This is a genomic window from Roseibium sp. (assembly GCF_965233565.1).
Taxonomy (GTDB): Bacteria; Pseudomonadota; Alphaproteobacteria; order Rhizobiales; family Stappiaceae; genus Roseibium.
Genome location: NZ_OZ247494.1, coordinates 4,964,237 through 4,988,548 on the forward strand (window position 1 = coordinate 4,964,237; position 24,312 = coordinate 4,988,548).

The following is a 24,312-nucleotide window of genomic DNA, read 5'->3' on the forward strand; positions in this document are numbered from 1 at the left end:
AGGTAAAAGTGGCAATACCGCCTCAACTTTAGGCGGTATTGCCGGCATGGATCAGGCCGCGTCCTTGACCTTTTCTTCTGCCTTTGGCGGGAATTTGCCGTAGAACGTGGCGTTTTCCTTTGCCATTTCGCGCAGCAGCTTGTTGGGCTTGAAGCGCGGGCCCCATTTGCGCGTGAACTTCTTGCAAAGTTCCACAAAGGCAGGTGTGCCCATCATGTCGATGTAGCTGAGCGTGCCGCCCGAATAGGGGGCAAAGCCGAAGCCCAGGATCGAGCCGACATCAGCCTCGCGAACATCGGTCAGGCACTTCTCCTCAAAGATGCGGGCGGTTTCGAGCGCCTGCATCACCAGGAGGCGCTGCTTGAGTTCCTCGATATTGAAGCTCTCGGCAGGTTTCGGCTGACCGACGACGTCCGGAATGCCGGGCCACAGGCTCTTGTCCCGGCCCTTGTAGTCATAAAAGCCCTTGCCGTTCTTGCGGCCGAAGCGTTCCTGCTTGACCACCATCTCTTCCAGGATGTTGTCGAGCGGGCCTTCTACATACTTGACCCCGAGATCCTTGCGGGTGGCCGACACGATCTTCCAGGCGAGATCCAGTGCCACCTCGTCGCCGAGCGACAGCGGGCCGACCGGCATGCCGGCCATCTTGCCGGCATTCTCGATCATCGCCGCCGGCACACCATCCGCCAGCATCATCAGGCCTTCGCGGATATAGGTCATGACAACACGCGACGTGTAGAAACCGCGGCTGTCATTGACCACGATCGGCGTCTTCTTGATGGCCTTGATATAGTCCAGGGCCATGGCCAGTGCCCGGTCGGAAGTGCGTTTGCCGAGGATCACTTCCACCAGCATCATCTTGTCGACCGGCGAGAAGAAGTGAATGCCGATGAAGTTTTTCGGCCGCTTGGAGGCCTGGGCCAGCGAGGTGATCGGCAGGGTCGAGGTGTTGGAGGCAAAGATCGCGCGGGATTTCATCACGGCTTCCGCCTGCTCCGTGACGGTTTTCTTGATCTCGCGGTCTTCGAACACAGCCTCGATGACGAGGTCACAATCCGCCAGGGCCTCATAGTCGGTGGTCGCATTGATCCTGGAAAGCAGTTTTTCCTTCTGCTCTTCCGTGGCCCGGCCGCGTTTGATTGCCTTGGTGATCAGTTCTTCTGTATGGGCCTTGCCCTTGTCTGCTGCTTCCTGGCTGCGGTCGATCAGCACGACATCGATGCCGGCCTGAGCCGTCACGTAGGCAATCCCTGCACCCATGAAACCTGCGCCAAGGATACCGACCTTCTTGATCTTGTTCGGCCGCTGGTCGACCGGACGGCGCGCCAGCTTGTTGAGCTCCTGCATGGAGACAAACAGGGAGCGGATCATGCTGGCCGCTTCCGGCGTCTGCAGCACTTTGGCGAAGTAGCGGCTTTCCACCTGAAGGGCGAGATCCATCGGCAGCTGCAGGCCCTCGACCACCGAATGCAAGAGGTAGCGCGCACCCGGATAGTTGTCGAAGGTCTCGCGGCGGTAGATGGCATTGGCCGCCGGCCAGAACTGGAAGCCCGCCGGGGAATAGACCTTGCCGTTGGGCAGCTTGTAGCCCTTCTTGTCCCAGTCCTTGACCGGATCCAGACCTGCCTTCAGCATTTTCTTGGCACTGGCCACCAGTTTCTTGGTGCCGGTGACTTCGTCGACCAGCTTCATCTGCTTTGCCTGTGGCGCACGCAGGGTGCGTCCCTGCAGCAGGAACTGCATGCCCTGCTGGCCATCGGTCATGCGCATGACGCGCTGGGTGCCGCCGGCGCCCGGGAAAAGGCCGACTTTCACTTCCGGCAGGCCCATCTTCAGGCCTTCGTCGACGACGCGGCCGTGACAGGCTAGTGCCAGCTCGGTACCGCCGCCCATGCAGGTGCCGGCAACGGCGGCAACGAAGGGTTTGCCGCAGGTTTCCAGCTTGCGATAGACCAGCGACAGTTTGCGGGAGCCTTCAAACAGCGCCTTGGCGGCTGCTTCCGGATCGTTGCCGCGCTTGATGTGGAAGTCCTTCAGCAGGCCTTCCAGCATGGTCAGGTCCGCGCCGCCGGAGAAGGCGGCTTTGCCGGAGGCAATCACGGCACCCTTGATGGCCTCGTCGCCGGCGACCTGGTCGACCAGCGCGTCGAGTTCATCCATCACGGAAAGATCGATGACATTCATCGACTTTTCCGGCATGTCCCAGGTGATCAGGGCGAGACCGTCCTCGTCGGTTTCAATGGTAAAGTTCTTGTAGCTCATCTCAAATTTCCTCCTCGGATCACGCGTCGACCGGCCGGAGAAAGGAGCGCTTCCGCGCTGCTTCCGGGATACCGTTCACGACGCCGCTTCCGGTGTGTTTGGTCTCGGCAGGAGCGGTCACCGTCACGCAGGGCCTGGTCCTGGCGAGGGGCTGCGCCATTGCTCAAACCCGCTCGATGATCGTTGCGGTTCCCATCCCGGCACCAATGCAAAGGGTCACCAATGCGGTGTTGAGATCGCGGCGCTCCAGTTCGTCGAGCACGGTGCCGAGGATCATGGCGCCAGTTGCTCCCAGCGGGTGGCCGAGTGCAATCGCGCCGCCATTGACATTGACGGTTTCGGGATCGAGATCGAAAGCCTGCTGATAACGCAAGACGACGGAGGCAAACGCCTCGTTGATCTCGATGAGGTCGAGATCCTTCATTTCCATCTTGGCGTTTTTCAGAAGCTTCTCGGTAACGTCCACCGGCCCGGTAAGCATCAGGGCCGGCTCTGAACCGATATTGGCAAAGGCCTTGATGCGCGCGCGCGGCTTCAGGCCGGAGGAGCGGCCCGCTGTGCTGGAGCCGATCAGGACGGCGGCAGCGCCATCGACGATGCCGGAGGAGTTGCCCGCGTGATGAACGTGTTTGATGGCTTCAACTTCCGGATGGGCCTGGATACCAACCGCATCAAAGCCACCCATGGAGCCCATCATCTCGAACGAGGGGTTGAGCGACGCGAGCGACTGCATGTCGGTGTCCGGTCGCATGTGCTCATCCTTGGCGAGGATGGTGATGCCGTTGATGTCCTTCACAGGCACTACGGATTTGGCAAACCGGCCGTCCTCCCAGGACTTGCCGGCGCGCTTCTGGCTTTCCACCGCATAGGCGTCGCAGTCGTCGCGGCTGAAGCCGTATTTGGTGGCAATCAGGTCAGCCGAGACACCCTGCGGCATGAAATAGGAGGGGATGGCAACCTGAGGCTCGATCGGCCAGGCACCGCCCGACGCGCCGAGGCCGACGCGGCTCATGCTTTCCACACCACCGGCAACGACGAGTTTGTGCTGGCCGGACATGATCTGCGCCGCCCCCATGTTGACGGCGTCGAGACCGGAGGCGCAAAAGCGGTTGATCTGCATGCCCGGAACCGACGTGTCGTAGTCCGCCGCGAAGACTGCCGCGCGGGCAATGTCTCCACCGGCTTCACCGACCGGGTCAACACAGCCCAGCACGACATCATCGACCCGGGCCGTATCGAGCCCGTTGCGGTCGCGTATGGCTTCCAGCGCTGTCGCTGCAAGCCGGACGGCGGGCACTTCGTGCAGGGCGCCGTCCTTCTTGCCTCGTCCGCGCGGGGTACGCACGTGATCGTAGATATAGGCTTCGGGCATCAGATCCTCCTCTAGGGTCTGTCCTCAGTTTGTCTCCGGCATCGGATGGCCGGGCATGAGGTCATAAGGGTGTTTCCAGCCGGGCAGGGCCTTGATGCGGTCCAGCCAGGCGATGACATTGGGGTAGGGCGCAAAGTCGATGCCGGTTTCGTCCCGGACATAGAGATAGCCACACAGGGAGAAGTCGGCGGTTGTCGGCTTGGCACCAATGGCGAATTCCGAATTTGCAAAATGCTTGTCCAGGATGGCGAGCGCGGATTGGGCGCGTCCATCCAGGAATTTCGTGACCTCTGTTTCGCCGGTCCTGATCAGCGTTCGCATGAACCGGAGCGGGCCGATCATGCCGGAGACCTTCTGGTTGTCGAAGATCGTCCAGCGCAGCACTTCGCGGCGTTCCTCATCCGTGTCCCAGCCGAACCGGCCGAACTTCTCGACCAGGTAGTCCATGATCACAGCGGACTGGGTCAGAAGCTTGCCGCGGTGGTCCAGCACCGGCACTTCACCCATTTCGTTCAGGGTCGAGCGGAACGCTTCCGTCCGGGTCTCTCCATTGAAGAAGTCGACCCATTCGGGTTTCCAGTCGGCGCCACACAGTTCCAGCATCAGGGCCACCTTGTAGGAGTGACCGGACTGGGCCATGCAGTGAAGAACGTAATCAGCCATAACGTGTTTTCTCCCTGGCAAATTGAATCGGACGTGAGACTAACCGGATTGGATCCAATTTGCTTGGGTGAATTTCCGGCCCGGGCACACGAAACGTTGACCGGGCCGTTGGGGTCAGAATGCCTCGGCGCCGAGCGACATCATCGTGTCCGAACCGCTCGAGATCCGGGCAAGATGGGCTGCGGTTTCCGGCATGGTGCGTTCCATGAAGAACGTGCCGAAGGCCAGCTTGTTCTCCAGCCACTCGGCCTTGTCGCCGGCGCCATCTGCCAGCTTTTCCTTGATGGTCTTGGCCATCAGCGTCCACATGTAACCAAGCGCGACCAGTCCAAAGAGATGCATGTAGTCGGTTGAGCCGGCCCCTGCATTATCCGGGTTCTTCATGGCATTGTTCATGAACCACATGGTGGCGGCCTGAAGGTCGTCAGCCCCTTTCTTCAGCGGACCGGTAAAGGCGGCAAGATCTTCGTTGTCCTTGTTTTCCTTCAGGAAGGTGTTGACCTCGTTGAAGAAGCTCATGACAGCGCGGCCGCCATTGGCCGGCAACTTGCGGCCCACCAGATCCAGCGCCTGAATGCCGTTGGCACCTTCATAGATCATGGCGATGCGGGCATCGCGCACAAACTGCTCCATGCCCCATTCGCCGATATAGCCGTGACCGCCATACATCTGCTGCGCATTGACCGCGTTGTCAAAACCCGTGTCGGTCAGGACACCTTTGAGGACCGGTGTCATCAGGCCCATCATGTCGTCGGAATACTGGCGGGATTTCTCGTCGGAGGAGCGATGCGAAACATCGCCGTGAAGCGCGGTCCACATGACCAGCGCCCGTGCCGCTTCGTTGAAGGCACGGATCGACATCAGCGTGCGGCGGACATCCGGGTGCACGATGATCGGGTCGGCGGGCTTGTCCGCGTTTTTAGGCCCGGTGAGCGAACGGCCCTGAAGCCTGTCCTTGGCGTAGGTGACCGCGTTCTGATAGGCGACTTCCGACTGGGAAAGACCTTGTACGGCAACGCCGAGGCGGGCTTCGTTCATCATGATGAACATGGCCTTGAGGCCCTTGTTCTCCTCGCCGACCAGCCAGCCGGTGGCGTCGTCATAATTCATGACGCAGGTGGCGTTGCCGTGGATGCCCATCTTGTGTTCGATGGAGCCGCAGGTGACGCCGTTCTTGTCACCAACGGATCCGTCATCGGCGATCTGGTTGCGCGGCACGACAAAGAGCGAAATGCCCTTGACCCCGTCCGGTGCACCTTCGATCCGGGCCAGAACCAGATGGATGATGTTTTCCGCCATGTCGTGTTCACCGGCGGAAATGAAGATCTTGGTGCCGGTAATCTTGTAGGAGCCGTCGGCCTGGGGGACCGCCTTGGTCCGGATCAGGCCGAGATCCGTTCCACAATGCGGTTCGGTCAGGTTCATGGTGCCGGTCCAGGTGCCGGCGATCATGTTCGGCAGGTATTTCTGCTTTTGATCGTCCGTCCCGTGGATGGTCAGCGCGGCAACGGCGCCTGCCGTCAGACCCGGATACATGGAAAACGCCATGTTGGCCGAGGAGGCATATTCATTGAAGATGGTGGCCAGCGTATGTGGCAGACCCTGACCGCCATAATCGGGATCGGCCGACAGCGTGCCCCAGCCGTTTTCGCAGAACGCCTTGTAGGCTTCGTTGAACCCTTTGGGTGTGGTCACCGTGCCATCATCGTTGCGGGTGCAGCCTTGCTGGTCGCCGGTCTGGTTCAGCGGCTGCAGCATTTCCTCGGCAAATTTGCCGCCTTCACGCAGGATCGCTTCCACAAGATCCAGCGGGGCATCCGCAAAACCGGGAAGGTTCGAGTAGCGTTCGTAACCAAATACATCTTTTAGGAGAAAAAGCGTGTCATCGACGGGCGCGGAATAGCTCGGCATGGAAATCCTCCCAGATCTGCCGGTTTGTCTCAGGTTTACGTTTCCGTAAACGTCACCTTGAGCTCTATATACGCGGCTTGATGCAGTCCGGCAAGTGGTGTCCCTAGGGAAGGGATGACAAAAAAATACGCCCAAAACATGCTCAATGGAATGATTTTGGAGCACTGACAGCACGGATTCATGTTCAGGTGACGCATTTTTGAAGTGTCCGCCCATCTGGCGCAAATGACGTTACTCGCGCTAAATTCGGCAAATCCGGCCGTTTGGCACCAATTATAACAAGGCCGGACCAGCCCAAATCAGGCAGTCGGCAGTTATCGAAGAACAGGGAAAGGCATGGCGAGGATTGACAGGATCGTATTGCGCAGTCGCGATCCGCGCGCTCAGATAGAGTTTTATTGCCGCGCCTTGGGCATGGTGGAGTTTGCGGATCGAAGCATCGGGTACCCGGGCGCGGGCGCGAGGCTGAGTTTTGTCCCGGCCGAAACGGATCATGTTCCTTCTGCGGACGATCTTTACTGGAAAATAGCGCTGGCGGTCCCTGATCTGGACCTTGCCTGCCGCCAGTTGGCGGAGAAGGGAACGCCCGTCGGCAAACCGGAGCAGTTTGGCGACATTGGCTACCTGGCGCATCTGAAGGACCCGGAAGGGTTTACGATCGAATTGATCGCACATCGCTTTCAAGGGGAGGCCAGTCCGGCACCGATCGACCCGGGACTGTTCGGCGGTGGTGCCGTTCTCAATCTCCTGACCCTGCGCTGCGCCTCAGAAGAGCTGATTGCTGAAAAGTGCGAAGGCTGGGGCATGAAGCGCCTGGCGATCATGCCAGTCGAGCGCTACGGCTTCACGCTGCACTTTTATGCCTTCACGGAAGAGGAACCGCCATCAGCAGATCCGAGGGCGATCGAAAACCGGAGCTGGGTCTATCAGAGACCCTATACGGTTTTCGAGGTCCAGCACCGACCATCCCTGGCGCACACCCGTCTGCCGGCTGCCGGCGCGGCCGGATATGTGGAGACCGTGTTCGAGGGAGCTAAAGAGACCGCGTGGGAGGAAGTCTTCGGCGTTCGAACGGAAAAGGTGCGAACGTGAGAGACGACGCGTGACGCCCACTGAAAAAGGCAAAAACCGCCATCCCGGTCGGGAACGGCGGTTTTCAGATCGGAGCAACCCGGAAGCTTATGCTTCTTCGGCTTCTTTCTGCTTCAGCATGCCGGACACGATCTCGACCGTCCGGGACAGTTCCTCGATTGCCTGCTCGATGTCCTTGCGCTGGTCTTCCAGAACCGTGATCTGTTCATTGAACTTGGACAGGGCAACACGCAGCTGCGTCACCTGGCCGTCGCGCAGGTCGTAAAGATCAAGCATGTCGCGGATTTCGGAGAGGGAGAAGCCGACGCTCTTGCCCATCAGGACCAGCTTGAGGCGCGCGCGGTCGCGGCGATTGTAAATCCGGTTCATGCCGTCGCGCTTCGGATTGAGCAGGCCCTTGTCTTCATAGAACCGAAGGGTCCGGAGGGTGCAACCGAATTCCTTGGACAGGTCGCCGATGGTGAACTGGGTCTTCTTTGTGCTGTCGTCTGCTGCGGACACGACGTCCACAAGTTCGTTTTCGTTAAGGATCGAAAGCGCTTCGCTCATAGCCTAATCTACTCGTCTTCCAGCCGTTGTTCGGCTCATTTTGGTGTTTTGTCTTGATCGAAACCCGCGCCGCGTTGGTATCACAGGCCCGGTTTCAGGCCGCAAACTCGCGGAAATCCGCAATCGGACCGGCCCGTTTCTGCTGCACTGTTTAGCTTACGTTTGCGTTAAGGTCCAGTCGCGTAAGGTCGCCTTGGTAAAATTCGTTAATGTCCTCTTGGGCGATTCGCATAATATTGGGCTGTGGATAGCAAATTTTCATATGAAAACAGCCAGTTTTCGCATTTAGCAAGACCAATTAACGGCCTGTTTACCCTAAACCGACAAAGTCTTACCAAACGATGCGCTTGTCCCCTCTTGGGCGATTTTCGGGCGCAGACTGTTCCATCAGCGGTCCGAAGGACCGTCAGTCCAGGGTCAAGACATGCCGGCTTGGAAGAAACACGAGGCAGGACGCCGCGGCCGTGATGCGTATGAAAGCGACGACTATTACGATGCACCACGCCGTGAACCCGCGCGCAGCCGAATTGAAAGGCTGACCCGCACGGCGACGTCACTCGGCGGCCATGACCGCTATCCCCAGGACGAACGGGACGAGGATCTCGATGCGGTTGCCGATGAGCTGGACCGACTGCTGGCCGACCAGGAGGCGCCTGCCGGGCGCCGTCCGGCACCGCGGCGGCGCTCAGCGCGCCGCGAAACGGGGATGGACGAGGTGATGGGGGCTCTGGACCGCCTCGACGAGCAGGTTCAGGGACTGGCGCACGGCGACGACATTGACGAGCGCTACGAAAATGCGCCTCGGCGGCCCCGCCGTGCAGGCGGCTATGCCATCGACAACCTGCCTGAGGAAGATCGCTACGAGGACGAAGAAGACGACTTCGACCATGCCCCGCGGGCAAACCGCTTTGGCGGACGCAGCGCACGCGACAGCCGTGATGCCTCAATGCATATCTACAAGGATCTTGGTCGGCGGATCGATGCTCTGAGAGCGCCCCAGGAAAAGGCCTTCAATCAGGTGCGCGACGAGATCGGCTCCCTGCGTGACGCGCTTGGCGGGCTGTCCCGTGGCACCAGCGAGACTGTGAGCCGCCAGAATGCCGAACTGCGCCGCCTGGCGGACATGGTCGAGCGTCTGCGCGCCGACAAGAAGAACGACCAGCTTGCCAAGGAGATCCGCAAGGAAGTTGCCGATCTGAAGTCGATGGTCGGCCGCACCAATGTCGAAGGTGCGCTCCAGACCCTCGAACATGGCTATGCCCATATTCTCCAGCGCCTGGACGAGCTGTCCCGCGCTTCCGTGGATCCGCGGATCCTGCGCGGTGTAACGGCACGCCTCAACGAGATCGAGGATGCCTTCGCGGTACTGCCGCGCTCCGAGCACATGATGGTGCTGGAGGACCGTGTGGTCAGCATTGCCGAGCGCATGGAAGAGCTGCTGCAGAACAAGAGTCATGCGGATATCGAACCGCTGCGCGCCGAGCTGCGCGAAGTGCGTGGATTTGTCGAGCAGATCGACATCAAGGGCCTCGTCGAGGGCATCGACGACCGCATGAAATTCGTCTCCAGTCGTCTTGACGATCTGGAAGTTCTGGCGCGCGAGCAGCGCGGACTGGACAGTCGTCTCTCCGCCATGGAAGAGCGTATGCCCGAGCCGGAGACGATTTCACGGCTTCAGGGCCGGCTGGAAGACATTGTCGGCATGATGGCGGACGACCGGGCAGCGCCTGCGGACAATGCCCATCTGTCGAAAGTCGACCGTCGGCTCGACGAGATCGTCGATCGCCTCGAGCGCATGGAGCAGGCAGACCCTCTGCCAGCCGTTGCGGACACCGGTGCTTTCGAGGCCCTGGAAAAACGTCTTGAGGCAATTTCCGGCAAGATCGACACGATTGAGAAGAAATCCTCACGTCCGGTGCCCGTCCTGGACGCCGCGACCATGCGCGCCAGCGGCGGACAGGACACCAAGTTCCTGAACCAGCTGCAGGACCGCCTGAACGATCTGACGGCGCGTCTGGATCAACCCCAGGATCGTGTCACCACGTCCGACCTCGATAAGCTGCGCCATGAAATCGGTTCCATGCGCGCCAGCGTGGCAACCCCACCGAACACCGAAGCGCTGGAACAGCGGATCTCCGATCTGGCACAGATTGTGTCCAAAGGGTCGGAAGTGACGGATGACGGTCGTTTCGAGCAGCTGGGCGAAAAGGTTGCGGCCCTTGCGGCGCAAATTGAAAGCACTTCGTCGAAGGCTTTCAGTGTCGATCAGTTCTCACCCTATTTCGAGCGACTTGAAAAAGGGCTGGCACAGACCCGTGAGGATGTCGCGGATATTGCCAAGCAGGCTGCCAGGGAAGCTGTTGCGAATGCCCCTGCACCTCAGAACACGCAATATGACGAGGCAATCAATCAGCTTCAGGGTGATCTGAGAAAACTGCTGGATGCCGCGGAAGGCAGCGAAGAGCGGACCCGCAATACATTTGACGGTGTGAAATCCGTGCTGGGGTCGCTCACCGAGCGGTTGGACAACCTGGAACGCGTCGAGAAGGCGCAACCGAAGAAGCCGGCACCGGCTGCACCGGCAGCAAGCTTCTCGCCGCTCAAGGTCGAGGAACCCGCTCCGCTGTTCAGCCGCACGCCGCAGCCGGAAAAAGAGGATGCCACGCCGCATCTCGAACAACCGGCTGAGGGTCAGCATTCCGAAGACCGGGCAAGGGATCGCAAGGCCGACTTCATTGCCGCCGCGCGCCGCGCTGCCCAGGCCGCTTCGGCAGAGGCCGCTCAGCTCGAGAAAAAGCAGAAGGTCGATGACGACGCGGACGCCGCCGATGAAGAACGCGGCAAGGCGCGCGTAGGCTGGCTGCGCAACGTGCTGAAGCGCGACAAGTCGGCGAAGAAACAAGACGAGGACAAGCAGGACGAGGATCTGCAGCTCAGCCCGGAAGATGTCACGGATCGTGCGTTCGAAGCTGAAGAAGCAGCCGTTCTACCTGGCGACCGGCCCGCACCGGAAGCTCCGCAAGGCTCTGGTGGTCGCCGCCGTGCCATCCTCTACACGGCCGCCGCGGTGGTGCTGCTGATCGGCACGCTGCAAGTTTTCCGGCTGGCGTCGTCCGGTCCGGAAGAAGGCAACCAGGTCGCCTCCGTTCCGCAGGAAACACAGGTGGCGGAAAATGTGGTCCCGGCGCCTGCCGAGACCGCCACTGCCCCTGCCGCGCCGCAGGAGGCGGAAGCCACATCGACCGCGCAGGCGGAAAGCCGAAGCAACGAAAGCGGGCCGGGAACCGAGCCTGTTGTCCCTGTCGAGACACCGGCGGTGGTTGCCGCCCCGGCAGACGCGGCACCGGTTTCCCGTTCCGAAAATGTCCAGGCTGCCTCGGCAACCGCCCCGGCAACGCCAGAAAGCGATCTGGCCTTTGCACCGCCTGCCGGTGTCTCCGGCAGCTTCGGCGCGCCGCCGGCCGATACCAGCGGCGGTTTCAAGCCTGCGGGCACCGGCGACGTGCCGTCGAACCTGATTGCGTCCCTGCCGCCGGAAGGCGTCGGCCCGATGGCCTTGCGCAGCGCGGCCGCTAGCGGCAATGCCGCAGCGGAGTTCATGGTCGGGGTCAAGTACACCGAGGGCAGCGGTGTCCCGGCGGACCTCTCGAAGGCCGCCGTCTGGTACCAGAAAGCCGCGGACAAGGGGCTCGCACCGGCCCAGTATCGTCTCGCCAGCCTCTATGAAAAGGGCCGTGGCGTGGAGAAAGATGTGCCGAAGGCGAAGGCCTGGTACACCAAGGCTGCTGAAGCTGGAAACGCCAAGGCCATGCACAATCTGGCGGTTCTGTTTGCCGAAGGCGGCGGTACGCAGCCGGATTATGCCGCGGCTGCCAAGTGGTTCGAACAGGCCGCGAATTTCGGGGTCAAGGACAGCTTGTTCAATCTCGGCATCCTCTATGCTGGCGGCATCGGCGTCGATAAGGATCTGGTGGCAAGCTACAAGTGGTTTGCGATCGCGGCCGACCAGGGGGATCCGGAAGCAGCCAAACGCCGGGATGACGTTGCCAACATGATGGATCAGGAAGCCCTGGCCAACGCGCGTCTGGCAGTCGAGCAATTCTCGCTGAAAACGCCGGTACCGGCGGCCAACAAGGTGACCTTGGAACCGGGTTGGAGCGACAGCGCCTCGCTGCCTGCCGAGAAGGCAGCGGTGAAAACGGTCGACAACACTGCAATGATCCGCGAAGCCCAGGACAAGCTCAACTATCTTGGGTTTGATACCGGGACGCCGGACGGTCAGATGGGGCCACGTACCCGCAGCGCGATCCGGGCCTTCCAGCGCAGTCTCGGTCTGCCGGAAACGGGCGAAGTCGACAATCGTTTGATGGATGAACTCAAGAGCCAGGCGATCTGAGGACCAGACAGGAACCCTGCTGGCAGCATACCTGCCACAGGGCGCAGAAAAAACGACTGGTTCCAGCCAAAAAACGCCGCAACGAACCGAACAGGGCCGCTGGCCGGTTGACACACCGGTCAGCACAGGTCTTTAACCAATTTAACTGTAGTCTTTCAGCAGACTTGTCTGCAGTCAGTTCCGGCGTGACCCTGTGCAATTATACCTGCCCATAGCCGAGATACCGGTCAATATCTTTGTGATATTTGCGATGGGCGGTGCTGTGGGCTTTCTCTCCGGCCTGTTCGGCATCGGCGGCGGTTTTCTGCTGACACCTCTCCTGATCTTTTCCGGCATTCCACCGGCCGTGTCAGTTGCCACCGTGACGACCCAGGTCGTCGCCTCTTCGGCCTCTGCGGTGGTCAATTATTGGCGCCGCAAGGCCATCGACATGAAACTTGCCAGTATCTTGCTGGCCGGCGGTGTCATGGGCTCGCTGGTCGGCGTCGTTTTGTTCGAGGTGTTGCAGTCGGTCGGGCAGTTGGATCTGGTGATCTCCCTGTCCTATGTCACCTTTCTCGGCACGATCGGTGGCCTGATGCTGTTCGAATCTGTCCGGGCCATCCGGCGGCGCAAATCGGGCGCAGCGCCTAAGGCTCGCAAGCCGGGTCAGCACAACTGGATCCACGGTCTGCCACTCAAGGTCCGGTTTCGCCGGTCCAAGCTCTATGTCAGCGTCATACCCGTTGTTGGCCTTGGAGCGATCATCGGTTTTCTCGGCACGGTGCTCGGCATTGGCGGCGGCTTCATGATGGTGCCCGCGCTGATCTACCTGCTGCGTGTGCCGACCAGCATCGTTATCGGCACCTCGTTGTTTCAGATCCTGTTCACGATGGCGGCCGCCACCATCTTTCATGCCATGGGCACCAAGACCGTCGATATCGTCCTTGCCATGACACTGATGATCGGCGGTGTCATCGGTGCCCAGTTTGGTGCCCGGATGGGGCAGAACCTGCGTGGCGACCAGCTCCGGTTGCTTCTGGCGCTTCTGGTTCTCGGGGTCGGGCTGCGCTTTGCGGTGGACCTGTTGCTGGTGCCGGATGATCTTTATTCCATCGCCATTCGGAAAGGCGCGGGCGCATGATCCGCTTCTTCCTTTTGCTGCTCCTGAGCCTTGCTGCGACCCAGGCCCAAGCGCAGAACCGGCATGGTCTCGACCTTGTGACGTCACTGTCGTCCGACGTGATCTCGATCCAGTCGAATTTCACCGGTACGGAAATTGTTATTTTCGGCCAGGCGAGCAATATCGAACGCCAGCCCAATGATCCGAGCGGCTATGAGCTGGCAATCGTCGTGGAAGGTCCGCCTCAGGACATCACCACGCGGCGCAAGGGGCGCTTCCTCGGTGTCTGGGTCAATCGCGAGGCGGAGCGGTTCCAGAACGTGCCGTCCTTCTATGCGGTCGCCAGCACGGTCGATATCGGCGCCATGGCCAACCGCACGATCCTGGACGACCTCGGCATCGGCCTCAATCATATCAACCTCGCGGTGTCCGGCTCCTCCAATGTGGCCCTGGCCGACCGCGACGACTTCCGCCGTGCCTTCATCCGGCTGCGCGAAGAGACCGGCCTCTATTCGGAACAGGAAACCTCGATCGAGTTCCTCACCGAAACCATGTTCCGCACGAATATTCCCCTGCCGGCAACCATCCCGGTGGGCGAATACAAGGTGAAGAGCTTTCTGTTTCACCATGGTGAACTCGTCTCGCAGACCGAACAGATGCTGTCGGTTGCCAAGACGGGCTTTGAGCAGATCACGTTCCAGCTGGCCCAGAACTATCCGCTTGTCTACGGCGTGCTGGCCGTCGCGCTGGCCATCTTCACCGGCTGGCTCGCCGGCGTGATCTTCCGCAAGGATTGAGGAGGCGGGGCTGAAACCCGGCAAGCTCTTCACCTTGTTCGAACGAACCCCACTCTAAAGAACAGTCGTCGCCAGAGGAGCCTGGCACAGTCAGGCGTCTCGACGGAGGCCACTTGCTCCGCTGTATTTGGTCCATCTTTTTAGACAGGCCGCAGGCCGTCCTCAGGATGAGGTCGATCGAAAGCAGGGTTGCCTTGGCGGCAATATGCTCTGACTGCTTCTCGTTTCCCTCATTTTCTGCTGGAAGTCCGGTGTCCGGCCGGTATTGTCGAGCTTATTGATTTTTCAGATCATTATGGTGGGGAACATGGCAGATCAGTCTTCGAACGAACCTCATGCCACCGAGACTGGCAAATCGGAACCGTCGATCGACGCCAGGGTCATCGACATCGCCGTCCGGCTCGGGGTTCTCGGGCTGTTCGCCTATTTCTCGCTGCAGCTGATCGCACCGTTTTTCCTGTTCCTGCTCTGGGCAGTGGTGCTCACCGTTGCGCTTTACCCGGCCTATTCCTGGCTGGCGGGCAAGCTGGGGGGGCGCAAGGTCCTGTCGGCGATCCTTGTGACACTCCTGTGCCTCGCCATCGTTGTAGGCCCGGTAGCCGTGCTCGTGGTCAGTCTCGTGGAAACGCTTCAGGGCTGGTACCAGAGCCTGACTGCGGGTGGTCTGAAAATGCCGGTATTGCCGGAAAGAGTGGCCACACTGCCCATCATCGGCAGCAAGATCGCAGACTTTTGGCAGACGGCCGGGCAGGGGCTGGAGGCACTCTTTGCCAAGATCGGCCCGATGGTGGTGCCGGCCGGTGGACGGATCCTGTCCGTCCTGGCTTCCTTGAGCGGATCCGTCTTGTTTTTTGTTGTCTCGATCATCCTCGCCGGCTGCCTCTTCGTGCCGGGTCCGTCCCTGGCCAGAGGCGCGAAACGCGTTGCCGACCGGATCATCGCGCCACGCGGTGCGGAATTCGTGGATCTGGCGGGCGCAACAATCCGCAACGTCTCGCGCGGCGTGATCGGCGTTGCCGTCATTCAGGGGCTCTTGACCGGCATCTTGCTGATCGCCTTTGCCGTGCCGCTGGCCGGTCTCCTGACCTTCGTCGCCCTGTTTCTGTGTATCATCCAGATCGGTCCGGCTCTGGTCATCCTGCCGACCATCATCTGGGCCTGGAGTTCCTGGGACCTGGTGCCGGCGCTGCTCTTCACCGTTCTCATGGTTCCGGTGATGCTGGTCGACAACGTGCTTCGGCCGATCCTGATGTCGCGCGGTCTGGACGTGCCGATGCTGGTAATCCTGATCGGCGTGCTGGGCGGCACGATTGCCCACGGGTTGCTGGGCCTGTTTCTCGGGCCTGTCATTCTGGCGGTGTTCTATGAGCTGGTCATTGCCTGGGTAAAGGTCGGTGAAGAGGAGAGGGGCGAGGCCGAGGCACCGGGACCCGAACGGGAAGGGAAATAAGGACGGCACATGAGCAAGGAGCTCGACACTTTTCTGCGCAAGGAGTTGCGCAAGACGGTCATTCTGGCAGCGGTCGCAATTGCGGTGCTGGCCTGGGTGGGCTACCGGCTGATTTGAGTTTTCGTGAATGTCTGGGTCTGCTGTCCAGGTGCCATGCCGTATTGAAAGCGGCTGCCTGCAATTCACGCCACCAGCGAAGGTGTTGAGGCAGGTTGTCCGGGAAAGCGTTCAGGGGCATTGATTATCTGGCTTTTTTTGGATGACGTCGTCGTGGATAGACTAAGCAGGTACCTGTTGTGGCAACGGTTGAAGTCCATTGTCATTGTGTCGGCGATCATCGGTCCATTGCTCGCACTTGTCATTTTCGTGCTGACAAAACAAACGCAGTTCGCCGAGCTGCCCTATACCGAGCTGCGCGGTACACTGTTGCACCACACGAGAGTGCAAAACGACGAAGGCTCGCACGTCGCTTACCTGCGCGTACGGCTTGAGGATGGCAAGGAAATCAGGATCAGGGCTTACAAGCCGACACTTCCACCTGTGGGTACAGAGATCACACTTCTTGCGCGTCAGTTGCCGAGTGGAAAAATGAGATACTCACTGCCGTTCAGCCAGTAGAGCGGGTGCGTTAAAGCCGGCGGCAACACCGCAATGGGACCGGTGTCAGTCTCCGACGAGCCGCGTCGCCGTGAACGGGAACAGGCGGTCATTGCCCAGCATGAACACCGAGAACTGGCGGCGGCGGAAGATCATGCTGTAGGCCTTGTCGGTGACATTGAGGCCGCCGGTCAGGGCGCCAAAGGCCGGCAGGACCAGACGGGAGCCGTCGGTGACGAAGCAGGCGCGGCGGATCGACCGGCCGAAACGGCGCACGCGGGCCGCAGGATGCAAATGACCGCAGACTTCACCGGCCGCTTCCGAGGAGCCGACCTTTTCGATCGGTTCGTGGCGAAAGGTCAGCGGCCCGATGGTGATTTCCTCCACCGTCACGCCACAGAGCCTGACCGGAGCAACCGGGTCGTGATTGCCGGTGACCCAGATCCATTCCCGGCCGAGCTGCAACGTCGTCAGCATGGCGCGGTAGGGGGCGGGCAGGCGGTCGGAGCCGTCCGGATCGTGGAAACTGTCTCCAAGGCAGATGACGCAGGCCGGATCGAACGTGTCGATGACACCTGCGAGTTTCTCCAGCGTCGCGCCGGTATCGTAAGGTGGCAGCATCACGCCACGACGGGCATAGCTGGAGCCTTTTTCCAGATGCAGGTCGGCGACGATGAGAATGGATTCATCCGGCCACCACAGGACACCGCTGTCATGCAGGCCGACCAGCTGACCGTTGATCTGAATGTCATGACACACCGGCGCAGCAGCATATTTGCGCAAATGAGATGTCAGGGCACTCATTCCATGGCCTCCAGGATCATTTCTTCCGCCGCGTCCGCCAGCAGCGTGTCGATGGCTTCCCCGTAGACCGGTTCCTTGCCGATTTCCAGCAGAATGGGCACCGCGAGGGGAGAGACATGTGGAAGACCAGTATGCGTGATTCGTCCGCGAATTCTGGCAAGAAGTTCCCCCAGTCGCGAGATATCCAGAAGTCCTTCGGCCGCATCGTTCCAGGTGGCCTTGAGCAGGATGTGATCGGGCTCGTGGGCGCGCAGGACATCGTAGATCAGATCCGAGGAAACGGTGACCTGCCGTCCCGTTTTTTCCAGTCCCGGATGGCGTCGCTCGATCAGCCCGGCAATCACCGCGCAGTTGCGGAATGTGCGTTTCATCAGACTGGATTCAGCCAGCCAGGCATCGAGATCGTCCCCGAGAATGTCTTCTTCGAACAGTTGGTCGAGCGGGATCTTGCCGGACGAGAACAGCAAGGAGAGATCGCCGAGGCCCCAGACCGAGAGGGCATAGTCATTGGCGACAAATCCGAGCGGGCGGGCCCCCAGCCGTTCAAGCCGTTTTGTCAGGAGCATGCCGAGGGTCTGATGGGCCAGCCGGCCCTCGAACGGATAACACACCATGTAGTGCTTGTTGGCGCGTGGAAAGGTTTCCACCAGCAGCCCGTCACGTGCCGGCAGCACTGACTTGTCCTTCTGGATCTCCAGCCACTCCCGGACCTGGTCCGGCAGGGCTTTCCATGATGAAGGCGTTGCCAGCATGGTCCTGACGCCTTCGGCCAGATAGGTGGAGAGCGGAAACTTGCCACCCATATAGGACGGGATCATCGGGTTGTCGGATTTGGTGCGTGAGACATAGGCCTCGTTTTCGCGCAGGCCCTCGAAGCGCACGACCTCACCGCCGAACAGAAACGTGTCGCCTGGCGACATCTGTTCGATGAAATACTCTTCCATCTCGCCAAGCACCCGGCCGCCACGGCCGACCGGCGTGCGCCGTCCGTCGGCTTTCGAGCGCACCAGCCGAACCTTCAGCATCGGCGCTTCGACAATGGTGCCGACATTGAGCCGGTACTGTTGGGCAATCTTTGGATGGGCGATCCGCCAGAGCCCGTCCTTGCCTTTCCGCAGCTTGGCATACTGGTCGTAGCTCTTGAGCGCATAGCCGCCGGTCGCCACGAAGTCGAGCACGCTTTCAAAAGTCTCCCAGGTGAGGTGCCGGTAGGTCTCCGACGAGCGGATCTCTTCATAGGTTGCCAGCGCGTCGAGCGGGTCGGCGCAGGCGAGGCCGAGCAGGTGTTGGGCCAGCACATCAAGCGCCCCTTGGCGCAGGGGCGGGGTGTCCTGCTCTCCGCGTTTGGAGGCCGCCAGCGCGGCCTGGCACTCCAGCACCTCAAACCGGTTGGAGGGGATCAGAATGGCCTTGGACGGTTCGTCCATCCGGTGATTGGCACGTCCGATCCGCTGTGCCAGCCGGCTGGCCCCTTTCGGCGCGCCAATATTGATGACCAGGTCGATGTCGCCCCAGTCGATGCCCATGTCGAGCGACGATGTCGCGACAACGGCACGCAGGCCACCGGAGGCCATGGCCGCTTCCACCTTGCGACGCTGACCGACATCGAGCGAGCCGTGGTGAAGCGCGATTGGCAGCGTGTCGTCGTTGATCCGCCAAAGCTCCTGGAACACCATTTCCGCCTGGCTTCGGGTGTTCACGAACAAAAGGGAGACATTGTGTTTCTTGATCTGTTCATAGATATCGCGCACCGCGTAGCGCGAGGAATGGCCGGACCAGGGAACCCGTTCCTCGCTGTCGAGGATGGAGATGTCCGGTTGGGCGCCGCCGGCCACCTGGACCATATGCGACAGGCTGCGGCCATCCGCTTCCGGCTGATCGACCAGATAGGCCCTGAGATCATCCGGTTCGGCAACCGTTGCCGACAGGCCGATGGTCCTGAGACCCGGCGCGAGGCGCCGCAGTCGTGCAAGGCCGAGCGCCAGGAGATCGCCGCGCTTGGAGGTCACCAGCGCGTGCAGCTCGTCGAGTATGACGGTTTTCAGAGACGCGAAGAGCCGGGCCGAGGCCGGGTCCGACAGGAGCAGGGCGATCTGCTCCGGTGTGGTCAAAAGGATATCCGGCGGGTTCAGTTTCTGCCGCTGGCGCTTGTGAGAGGGCGTGTCGCCGGTGCGTGTTTCCAGCTTGACCGGCAGGCCCATTTCCGAAACAGGAGCCTCCAGGTTGCGGGCAATGTCGACAGCGAGCGCCTTCAGCGGCGAGATATAGAGTGTGTGAATGCCGCTTCCGGCCGCCCCCGGTTTGCGTTTGCCACGGGCTTCCAGCTCAACGAGACTGGGCAAAAAACCGGCGAGCGTCTTGCCGGCACCGGTGGGGGCGATCAGCAGCGTGGAATGACCCTGGGCAAGATGATCGATCAGCTGCAACTGATGCGGCCGAGGCGCCCAGCCTCGCGCGGCAAACCAGCTCTGGAACCGATTGGGAAGCAGCTGCACGTCCATCAGCCTGTTGTAGGTGAGCCGCCCGCAAAAGGCGAGGGGGGAGGGGTAAATTTGTTCTGCTTGTGTTCTTGTGAGGCTTGTCGTTGAAGTGCGGGGCGCAAAGTTGCTGGAAGAGCGCACGATGCTATTCCAGCACCTGTCATCCCCGCGAAAGCGGGAACCCGGGAACCTGCTGCGACTGTTTTGAAAAAGAACGGCTGCCCGGGCGTCCAGGGTCCCGGATCTCCGCTGCGCTTCGTCCGGGATGAAAAAGCTAGAGACTTTTTGAGCTGCGCATCAATCGACCACGGACCAGCACTGACAAACCCGCTCAAGAGACCTATTACTCTAAGAATGTCCGAACTCCTCACACTCACGCCGGAAGGCCTCTATTCCGCCGAAGCCGGTGCGCATATCGATCCGGTTCGCCCGGTTGAAAAGGCCATCATCACCCACGGCCATGCCGATCATGCGCGGGCAGGGCACGGTGCGGTGCTGGCGACCCGGCAGACGCTCGACATCATGGCCATCCGCTACGGCGAGAATTTTTGCGGTCAGGCACAAGAGATCGGCTATGGGGAAACGCTGCAGGTTGGCGGAGTGTCGGTCACCCTGCACCCGGCCGGGCACGTTCTGGGCTCCGCACAGGTTTTGTTGGCAGCGAAGGGGCGGCGAACCGTTGTGTCCGGTGATTACAAACGTCAGTCCGATCCGACCTGCGCAGCGTTTGAACTTGTGCCCTGCGATACGTTCGTGACGGAAGCGACGTTTGGCTTGCCGGTGTTTCGTCATCCGCCCGCCTCGGAGGAAATCGGCAAACTGCTTGCGTCTCTGGATCTGTTTCCCGAACAGACGCATCTTGTCGGTGCCTACGCGCTTGGCAAGGCGCAGCGCGTGATTGGCGAACTGAGAGCAGCCGGTTATGGCAAGACCATCTTTCTTCATGGTGCCCTGGAAAAGCTGACGGCCTATTACGAGAGCCAGGGCATCGCGCTCGGGCCGGTCGAGCCGGTCGGAAAGCGCGGCAAGGAGCTTGCGGGCGAAATCGTGCTCTGTCCGCCCGGCCAGTTGAGCGACCGCTGGGCCCGACGCTTCGGCGACCCGGTCGCCGCGATGGCCTCGGGCTGGATGCGCGTGCGGGCAAGGGCGCGCCAGCGCGGGGCTGAATTGCCCTTGATCCTGTCCGATCATGCCGACTGGGACGATTTGTGCAGAACGATCCTGGAGACCGGCGCCGAACAGATCTGGGTCACCCATGGCGCTGAGGAGGCGCTTGTCCACTGGTGTGAATTGAATGGACGAAACGCTCGCCGCCTCAATATGATAGGCTATGATGACGGCGAGGATACCGACGCAGCGCCGGTTACAGAACCTTAAACCGACCCGCGCTAGTCAACCGGTGGTTCAATCCTTTGGGGAGGCACGCATGGCGGACGACGGTGGATATCAGGGAACCGGCAATGGTTCGACCAATGGCGCCGGCACAGACAGCAACGGCGATGCCGAAGAGGTGATTGCCCAGCTTTTTGACGACTATCAGGCCGGCTTCAACGACTATGACATTGACCGCATCTGCGACTGCTTCGCGCTGCCGGCGATCATCTGGCAGCATGAAAAGGGCCACGTCTTCAACGACGACGAAGAGCTGATCGAAAACATCGAGGCCCTCTTAAAGGCGCTGGAAAAAGAAGGCGTCAGCCATTCCGACTTTCACGTTGTCTCGAGCCATGTCAGCGGTTCGACCGCACTGGTAACCCTCGACTGGACCCAGGAAAGCTCGGACGGTGAAGCGGTTTTCGAATTCACCTGCCATTATCAGCTGATCCAGGACGGTGCCGACTGGGTCATTGCCTGTATCGTCAATGAATAGTCGCGGTGTGTTGCTCCGCATTGCCGGTTGTTTGCTGGTTGCCCTCACCGCAGCCGCAACAGCGGCGGAGGCCGCAGCCGAACCCGGCGCATTGACGCCCGCGCCTGAAGACCTGCGTGCATGTGAGCCGCCCGACATCGTTACCGGGTTAACCCTTCTGGAGACCGGGTGCCGTTACACAAGCCCGCTTGTCATCAGCCACAGCGATGTCCTGCTTGATTGCCGTGGGGCGACCATTGCCGGCATGACCCGGCGCGGGATCACGATCCGGCCGGGCTTGAAAAACGTGATCATCCGCGATTGCCGTCTGCACGACACGGGTGGTGTGCTGATCGAAGGCCAAACGCCGGCGGATGATGCCGCCGCCCGGGATGAGGCACGGGCCAATTCTTCGCAGGGCGTGGTGCTTGATCACCTGACCATCACGAGTTCCTACATGACCGGCGTCTTCGTCGATCACTATGTGGTCGGTGCGACGATCCGCAATTCGATCGTTGAAGACGGCCACCATGTGGGCGTCTATCTGGAACACGGATCGCAGAAAAACGTCGTTTCAGGCAATCTTATCCGCAACAATGGCCTGTTCACCAACCGGGGCATTCGCCGGATTGGCCCGACACGCAGAGAAGGGCTGTCCGTCGACGGCTCGGCGTTTAATCTGATTGAAGACAACGTGTTTGATGGCAACGCGTTCGGTGGCATCTTTCATTACAAGAACTGTTGGGAATTCCATACCACCAACCCTGAAAGCCGCCCGCGATTGCAAGGCTCAGACGGGAACGTCATCCGTGGTAACACGTTCCGCAACATGGACATCGGCATCTGGGTTGCATCCCGCCAGGCGCGTGACCTGGTGACCTGGGACTGCGGCGACAAAAGCCCCTACGAAAACCCTGTTCCGCTCACGATCATGATGTCAGAGCGCCCCTGGGGCGTGTCCGATGCTTTCCTCGGCTATCATTTCAATCCGGAACTGATCGCTGGGCTTGTTGACGACAGAGCACCGGAACCGCGCTGGCCGTTTCCGGTGGCCCTTTATCTCTTTGAGGATTTCGCCAAGGACAACCGGTACGAAAACAACTGCTTCGAAGAGCTGAAAACAGGCATCCGCATAGAGGACGATGGCAACGTGGTTGCCGACAATCTTTTCATAGGCGACTTTGAATATCTCTACCTGGGTAGCCCCTTCAGAGCCCGGTATCTGGACCGGCCATTGAGGGACACGGCTATAGAGGGAAACCTCGCGGTCTCCCCGTCGGGAAAGGGATTTCTGGAAAACAGTTTCCTTGCCGAAGGGGAGCATGTCGGCACCACGCTTAGCCAAAACGGCTCGGCGGCAACGCCGCATTGCCCTTCCCCGGCAGAAGCCCCTTCTTAAGCGAAGAAGTTCAGTTTCGCAGGCGCGGTGCGTAGAAATAGTGATCGTATGGATTGCCTGGATAATCTGTCCTGAGTGAGCCGACATCCTCTTGGGCAACAGGTTGGACGTAACAGGCGCCATTGGTGCGATCGAAGTCTATGCTCTTGCACCAGGGCCTTTGAACGCAGATCGACTTGCAGATGTCGAGGGTCATTCCGGGAAAGCTCTCCTGGTTGTGTCCCGGTATTCCGGCGTTTGCGACCATGCCGAAACCATCTGCACCGACCGAGGGGGAGGCCGTTGCGGCAAATCCGGGCGCGTCCATGTGGTCCAGTTCTTCCTGCAGAAACGTGATCCGCTCCGAATACATGCTGGCATTGCACATGTAACTGTCTTCGCAGTCGTCGCGTGTGGCCAGCCATTCCGCGTATTCACGCGCCATCTCGGCCTTCCCCTGCGCATCCAGGAAGCTGTAGAGCCGGTCCGACAACTCTCCGAGCTGGGCATCACGCCTGAGCAGATCTTCATCGGAACAGATAAAGGTCTCGTTGTTGGTTCTGGCAGCGTGGCAATCCATATGGAAGTCTGGCGTGTCCTGAGCCGATGCGGTGGTGGTTGCTGCCAGAAACAGGAATGCGGCGCGTGAAAAAGCTGAAAACGGTTTTGTCATGTCGTCCCCCTAACGATTTCACCTACGGTAACGGTGAGCGGAACGGCACGACAAGCCTGTTGAATGTGCCTATCGACTGACGCACACCGGCTGAAGGCAGCCGAGGAGGCTGTCGGTCAGCGTGTCGATGATCTTGGCTCTGTCCACGTGTGACCCCTGATCGCGAACGGAGGCATGCATGACGGATCGGACCATGTTCATGATCACGAAAACGGTCTGGTCCAGCGGGGCCTCCTGCATGATTTCCGGCCGCTGCGACAGGAAGGTGCGTATGGCGGCGGCCATCTCCTGACGGAAATCGTCCCGGTCAACCAGTTTGGATTCTGCCGGGATCCACTCCTCGAATGCGGCATGCAATTTCGGGGACTGCAGATGCATGTCGAGATTGGCGGCAATGACGGAGCGGATAGCATCGCGCAAAGGCAACATGCCGGACAGCTGCATCGCATTCTTGACGGTGGTGAGGACGTCCTCATGGTGCCGTTTTTGAACATCCAGAATGAGTGAGTCCTTGTTCGGAAAATACTGATAGAGCGATCCGATGCTGATGCCGGCACGTTCCGCGATCTGGTTGGTGGTGGCGCCCTCGAAGCCATGCTCCGCAAACACCTGATGGGCCGCCTCCACGATCGTTTCGACCATCAGTCGGGAGCGCAATTGCTTTGGCTGGCGGCGCTGGCCAGGGTTCAGAAGTGTCGGCACGAAAGTCTCTCTTCAAAAGGGAATGGCCTATATCTGGCACGAGATTGGACGGAAATGTGACCGGAATGCGAGTGGCTCTCGCCCACAGTTATTGCTCGCTTCAAGGTCTGTGTCAGTAAACTTATGTAAATCAATATTTTAGACAAAAATCGAAACTCCGGATTCCGGCCTTACAGACACGTCTGAACGCGAGTTTTTTGAGATCCCGCTCCCCGTCAAAGTGCCTCGACCATCC

At 60.3% G+C, this 24,312-nt stretch carries 18 protein-coding genes; 9 read left to right on the forward strand and 9 right to left on the reverse strand.

The features are described from left to right. Nucleotides 1–51: 51 nt before the first annotated feature. From ACO6TG_RS22710 to ACO6TG_RS22725, 4 genes are all read right to left on the reverse strand, one after another. Nucleotides 52–2,262, reverse strand: a complete 2,211-nt coding sequence (locus tag ACO6TG_RS22710) for a 3-hydroxyacyl-CoA dehydrogenase NAD-binding domain-containing protein (protein ID WP_422375272.1) — start codon at nt 2,260–2,262, stop codon at nt 52–54. A gap of 163 nt (nt 2,263–2,425) precedes the next feature. Continuing rightward, a complete protein-coding gene (locus tag ACO6TG_RS22715; RefSeq protein ID WP_422375273.1) occupies nt 2,426–3,634 on the reverse strand; it encodes an acetyl-CoA C-acetyltransferase in 1,209 nt (402 codons plus the stop codon). 24 nt (nt 3,635–3,658) lie between these two features. Next, on the reverse strand, nt 3,659–4,297 hold the full coding sequence (locus ACO6TG_RS22720; protein ID WP_422375274.1) for a glutathione S-transferase family protein: 639 nt from the start codon (nt 4,295–4,297) through the stop codon (nt 3,659–3,661). Between the two features lie 114 nt (nt 4,298–4,411). Then, the gene (locus ACO6TG_RS22725) at nt 4,412–6,208 is read right to left on the reverse strand and encodes an acyl-CoA dehydrogenase C-terminal domain-containing protein (RefSeq protein ID WP_422375275.1); all 1,797 of its coding nucleotides are present in this window, start codon (nt 6,206–6,208) and stop codon (nt 4,412–4,414) included. Between the two features lie 336 nt (nt 6,209–6,544). Between ACO6TG_RS22725 and ACO6TG_RS22730 the strand changes: the two genes are divergently transcribed. Then, entirely contained in the window at nt 6,545–7,300 is a 756-nt protein-coding gene (locus ACO6TG_RS22730; protein ID WP_422375276.1) for a VOC family protein, read from the forward strand. Between the two features lie 87 nt (nt 7,301–7,387). On the opposite strand, the gene ACO6TG_RS22735 is transcribed toward ACO6TG_RS22730, so the two are convergent. Continuing rightward, a complete protein-coding gene (locus tag ACO6TG_RS22735) occupies nt 7,388–7,849 on the reverse strand; it encodes a MerR family transcriptional regulator (protein WP_094074329.1) in 462 nt (153 codons plus the stop codon). A gap of 424 nt (nt 7,850–8,273) precedes the next feature. On the opposite strand from ACO6TG_RS22735, the gene ACO6TG_RS22740 reads away from it, so the two are divergent. From ACO6TG_RS22740 to ACO6TG_RS22760, 5 genes are all read left to right on the forward strand, one after another. Beyond that, nucleotides 8,274–12,245, forward strand: a complete 3,972-nt coding sequence (locus tag ACO6TG_RS22740) for a peptidoglycan-binding protein (RefSeq protein ID WP_422375277.1) — start codon at nt 8,274–8,276, stop codon at nt 12,243–12,245. 193 nt (nt 12,246–12,438) lie between these two features. Further along, entirely contained in the window at nt 12,439–13,368 is a 930-nt protein-coding gene (locus tag ACO6TG_RS22745) for a sulfite exporter TauE/SafE family protein (protein WP_094074331.1), read from the forward strand. After that, complete coding sequence (locus ACO6TG_RS22750) at nt 13,365–14,144, forward strand: TIGR02186 family protein (RefSeq protein WP_422375278.1); 780 nt, start codon at nt 13,365–13,367, stop codon at nt 14,142–14,144. Before ACO6TG_RS22745 ends, ACO6TG_RS22750 begins: the two co-directional genes overlap by 4 nt. 307 nt (nt 14,145–14,451) lie before the next feature. Then, on the forward strand, nt 14,452–15,594 hold the full coding sequence (locus ACO6TG_RS22755) for an AI-2E family transporter (RefSeq protein ID WP_422375279.1): 1,143 nt from the start codon (nt 14,452–14,454) through the stop codon (nt 15,592–15,594). Nucleotides 15,595–15,831: 237 nt separating this feature from the next. After that, entirely contained in the window at nt 15,832–16,212 is a 381-nt protein-coding gene (locus ACO6TG_RS22760) for a hypothetical protein (protein WP_422375280.1), read from the forward strand. A 45-nt stretch (nt 16,213–16,257) separates the two neighbouring features. Here the strand turns inward: ACO6TG_RS22760 and pdeM are convergent, their stop codons facing one another. Both pdeM and ACO6TG_RS22770 read right to left on the reverse strand, forming a co-directional pair. Beyond that, nucleotides 16,258–16,995 (reverse strand): ligase-associated DNA damage response endonuclease PdeM, encoded by a 738-nt coding sequence (gene pdeM, locus ACO6TG_RS22765; protein ID WP_094074335.1) that lies wholly within the window; start codon nt 16,993–16,995, stop codon nt 16,258–16,260. Next, nucleotides 16,992–19,496: a ligase-associated DNA damage response DEXH box helicase gene (locus ACO6TG_RS22770; RefSeq protein ID WP_422375281.1), complete on the reverse strand. Its 2,505-nt coding sequence runs from the start codon at nt 19,494–19,496 to the stop codon at nt 16,992–16,994. The genes pdeM and ACO6TG_RS22770 overlap by 4 nt, the downstream gene beginning before the upstream one ends. Nucleotides 19,497–19,829: 333 nt before the next feature. On the opposite strand from ACO6TG_RS22770, the gene ACO6TG_RS22775 reads away from it, so the two are divergent. From ACO6TG_RS22775 to ACO6TG_RS22785, 3 genes are read left to right on the forward strand one after another with little or no spacing between them, the layout of a single operon-like run. Continuing rightward, nucleotides 19,830–20,852: a ligase-associated DNA damage response exonuclease gene (locus ACO6TG_RS22775; protein WP_422375282.1), complete on the forward strand. Its 1,023-nt coding sequence runs from the start codon at nt 19,830–19,832 to the stop codon at nt 20,850–20,852. Nucleotides 20,853–20,901: 49 nt separating this feature from the next. Next, on the forward strand, nt 20,902–21,345 hold the full coding sequence (locus ACO6TG_RS22780; protein WP_422375283.1) for a DUF4440 domain-containing protein: 444 nt from the start codon (nt 20,902–20,904) through the stop codon (nt 21,343–21,345). Beyond that, complete coding sequence (locus ACO6TG_RS22785; protein ID WP_422375284.1) at nt 21,338–22,723, forward strand: right-handed parallel beta-helix repeat-containing protein; 1,386 nt, start codon at nt 21,338–21,340, stop codon at nt 22,721–22,723. The genes ACO6TG_RS22780 and ACO6TG_RS22785 overlap by 8 nt, the downstream gene beginning before the upstream one ends. 10 nt (nt 22,724–22,733) lie before the next feature. On the opposite strand, the gene ACO6TG_RS22790 is transcribed toward ACO6TG_RS22785, so the two are convergent. Next, nucleotides 22,734–23,375: a PAN domain-containing protein gene (locus tag ACO6TG_RS22790; RefSeq protein ID WP_422375285.1), complete on the reverse strand. Its 642-nt coding sequence runs from the start codon at nt 23,373–23,375 to the stop codon at nt 22,734–22,736. A gap of 69 nt (nt 23,376–23,444) precedes the next feature. After that, complete coding sequence (locus tag ACO6TG_RS22795) at nt 23,445–24,077, reverse strand: TetR/AcrR family transcriptional regulator (protein WP_422375286.1); 633 nt, start codon at nt 24,075–24,077, stop codon at nt 23,445–23,447. Nucleotides 24,078–24,312: the final 235 nt, after the last annotated feature.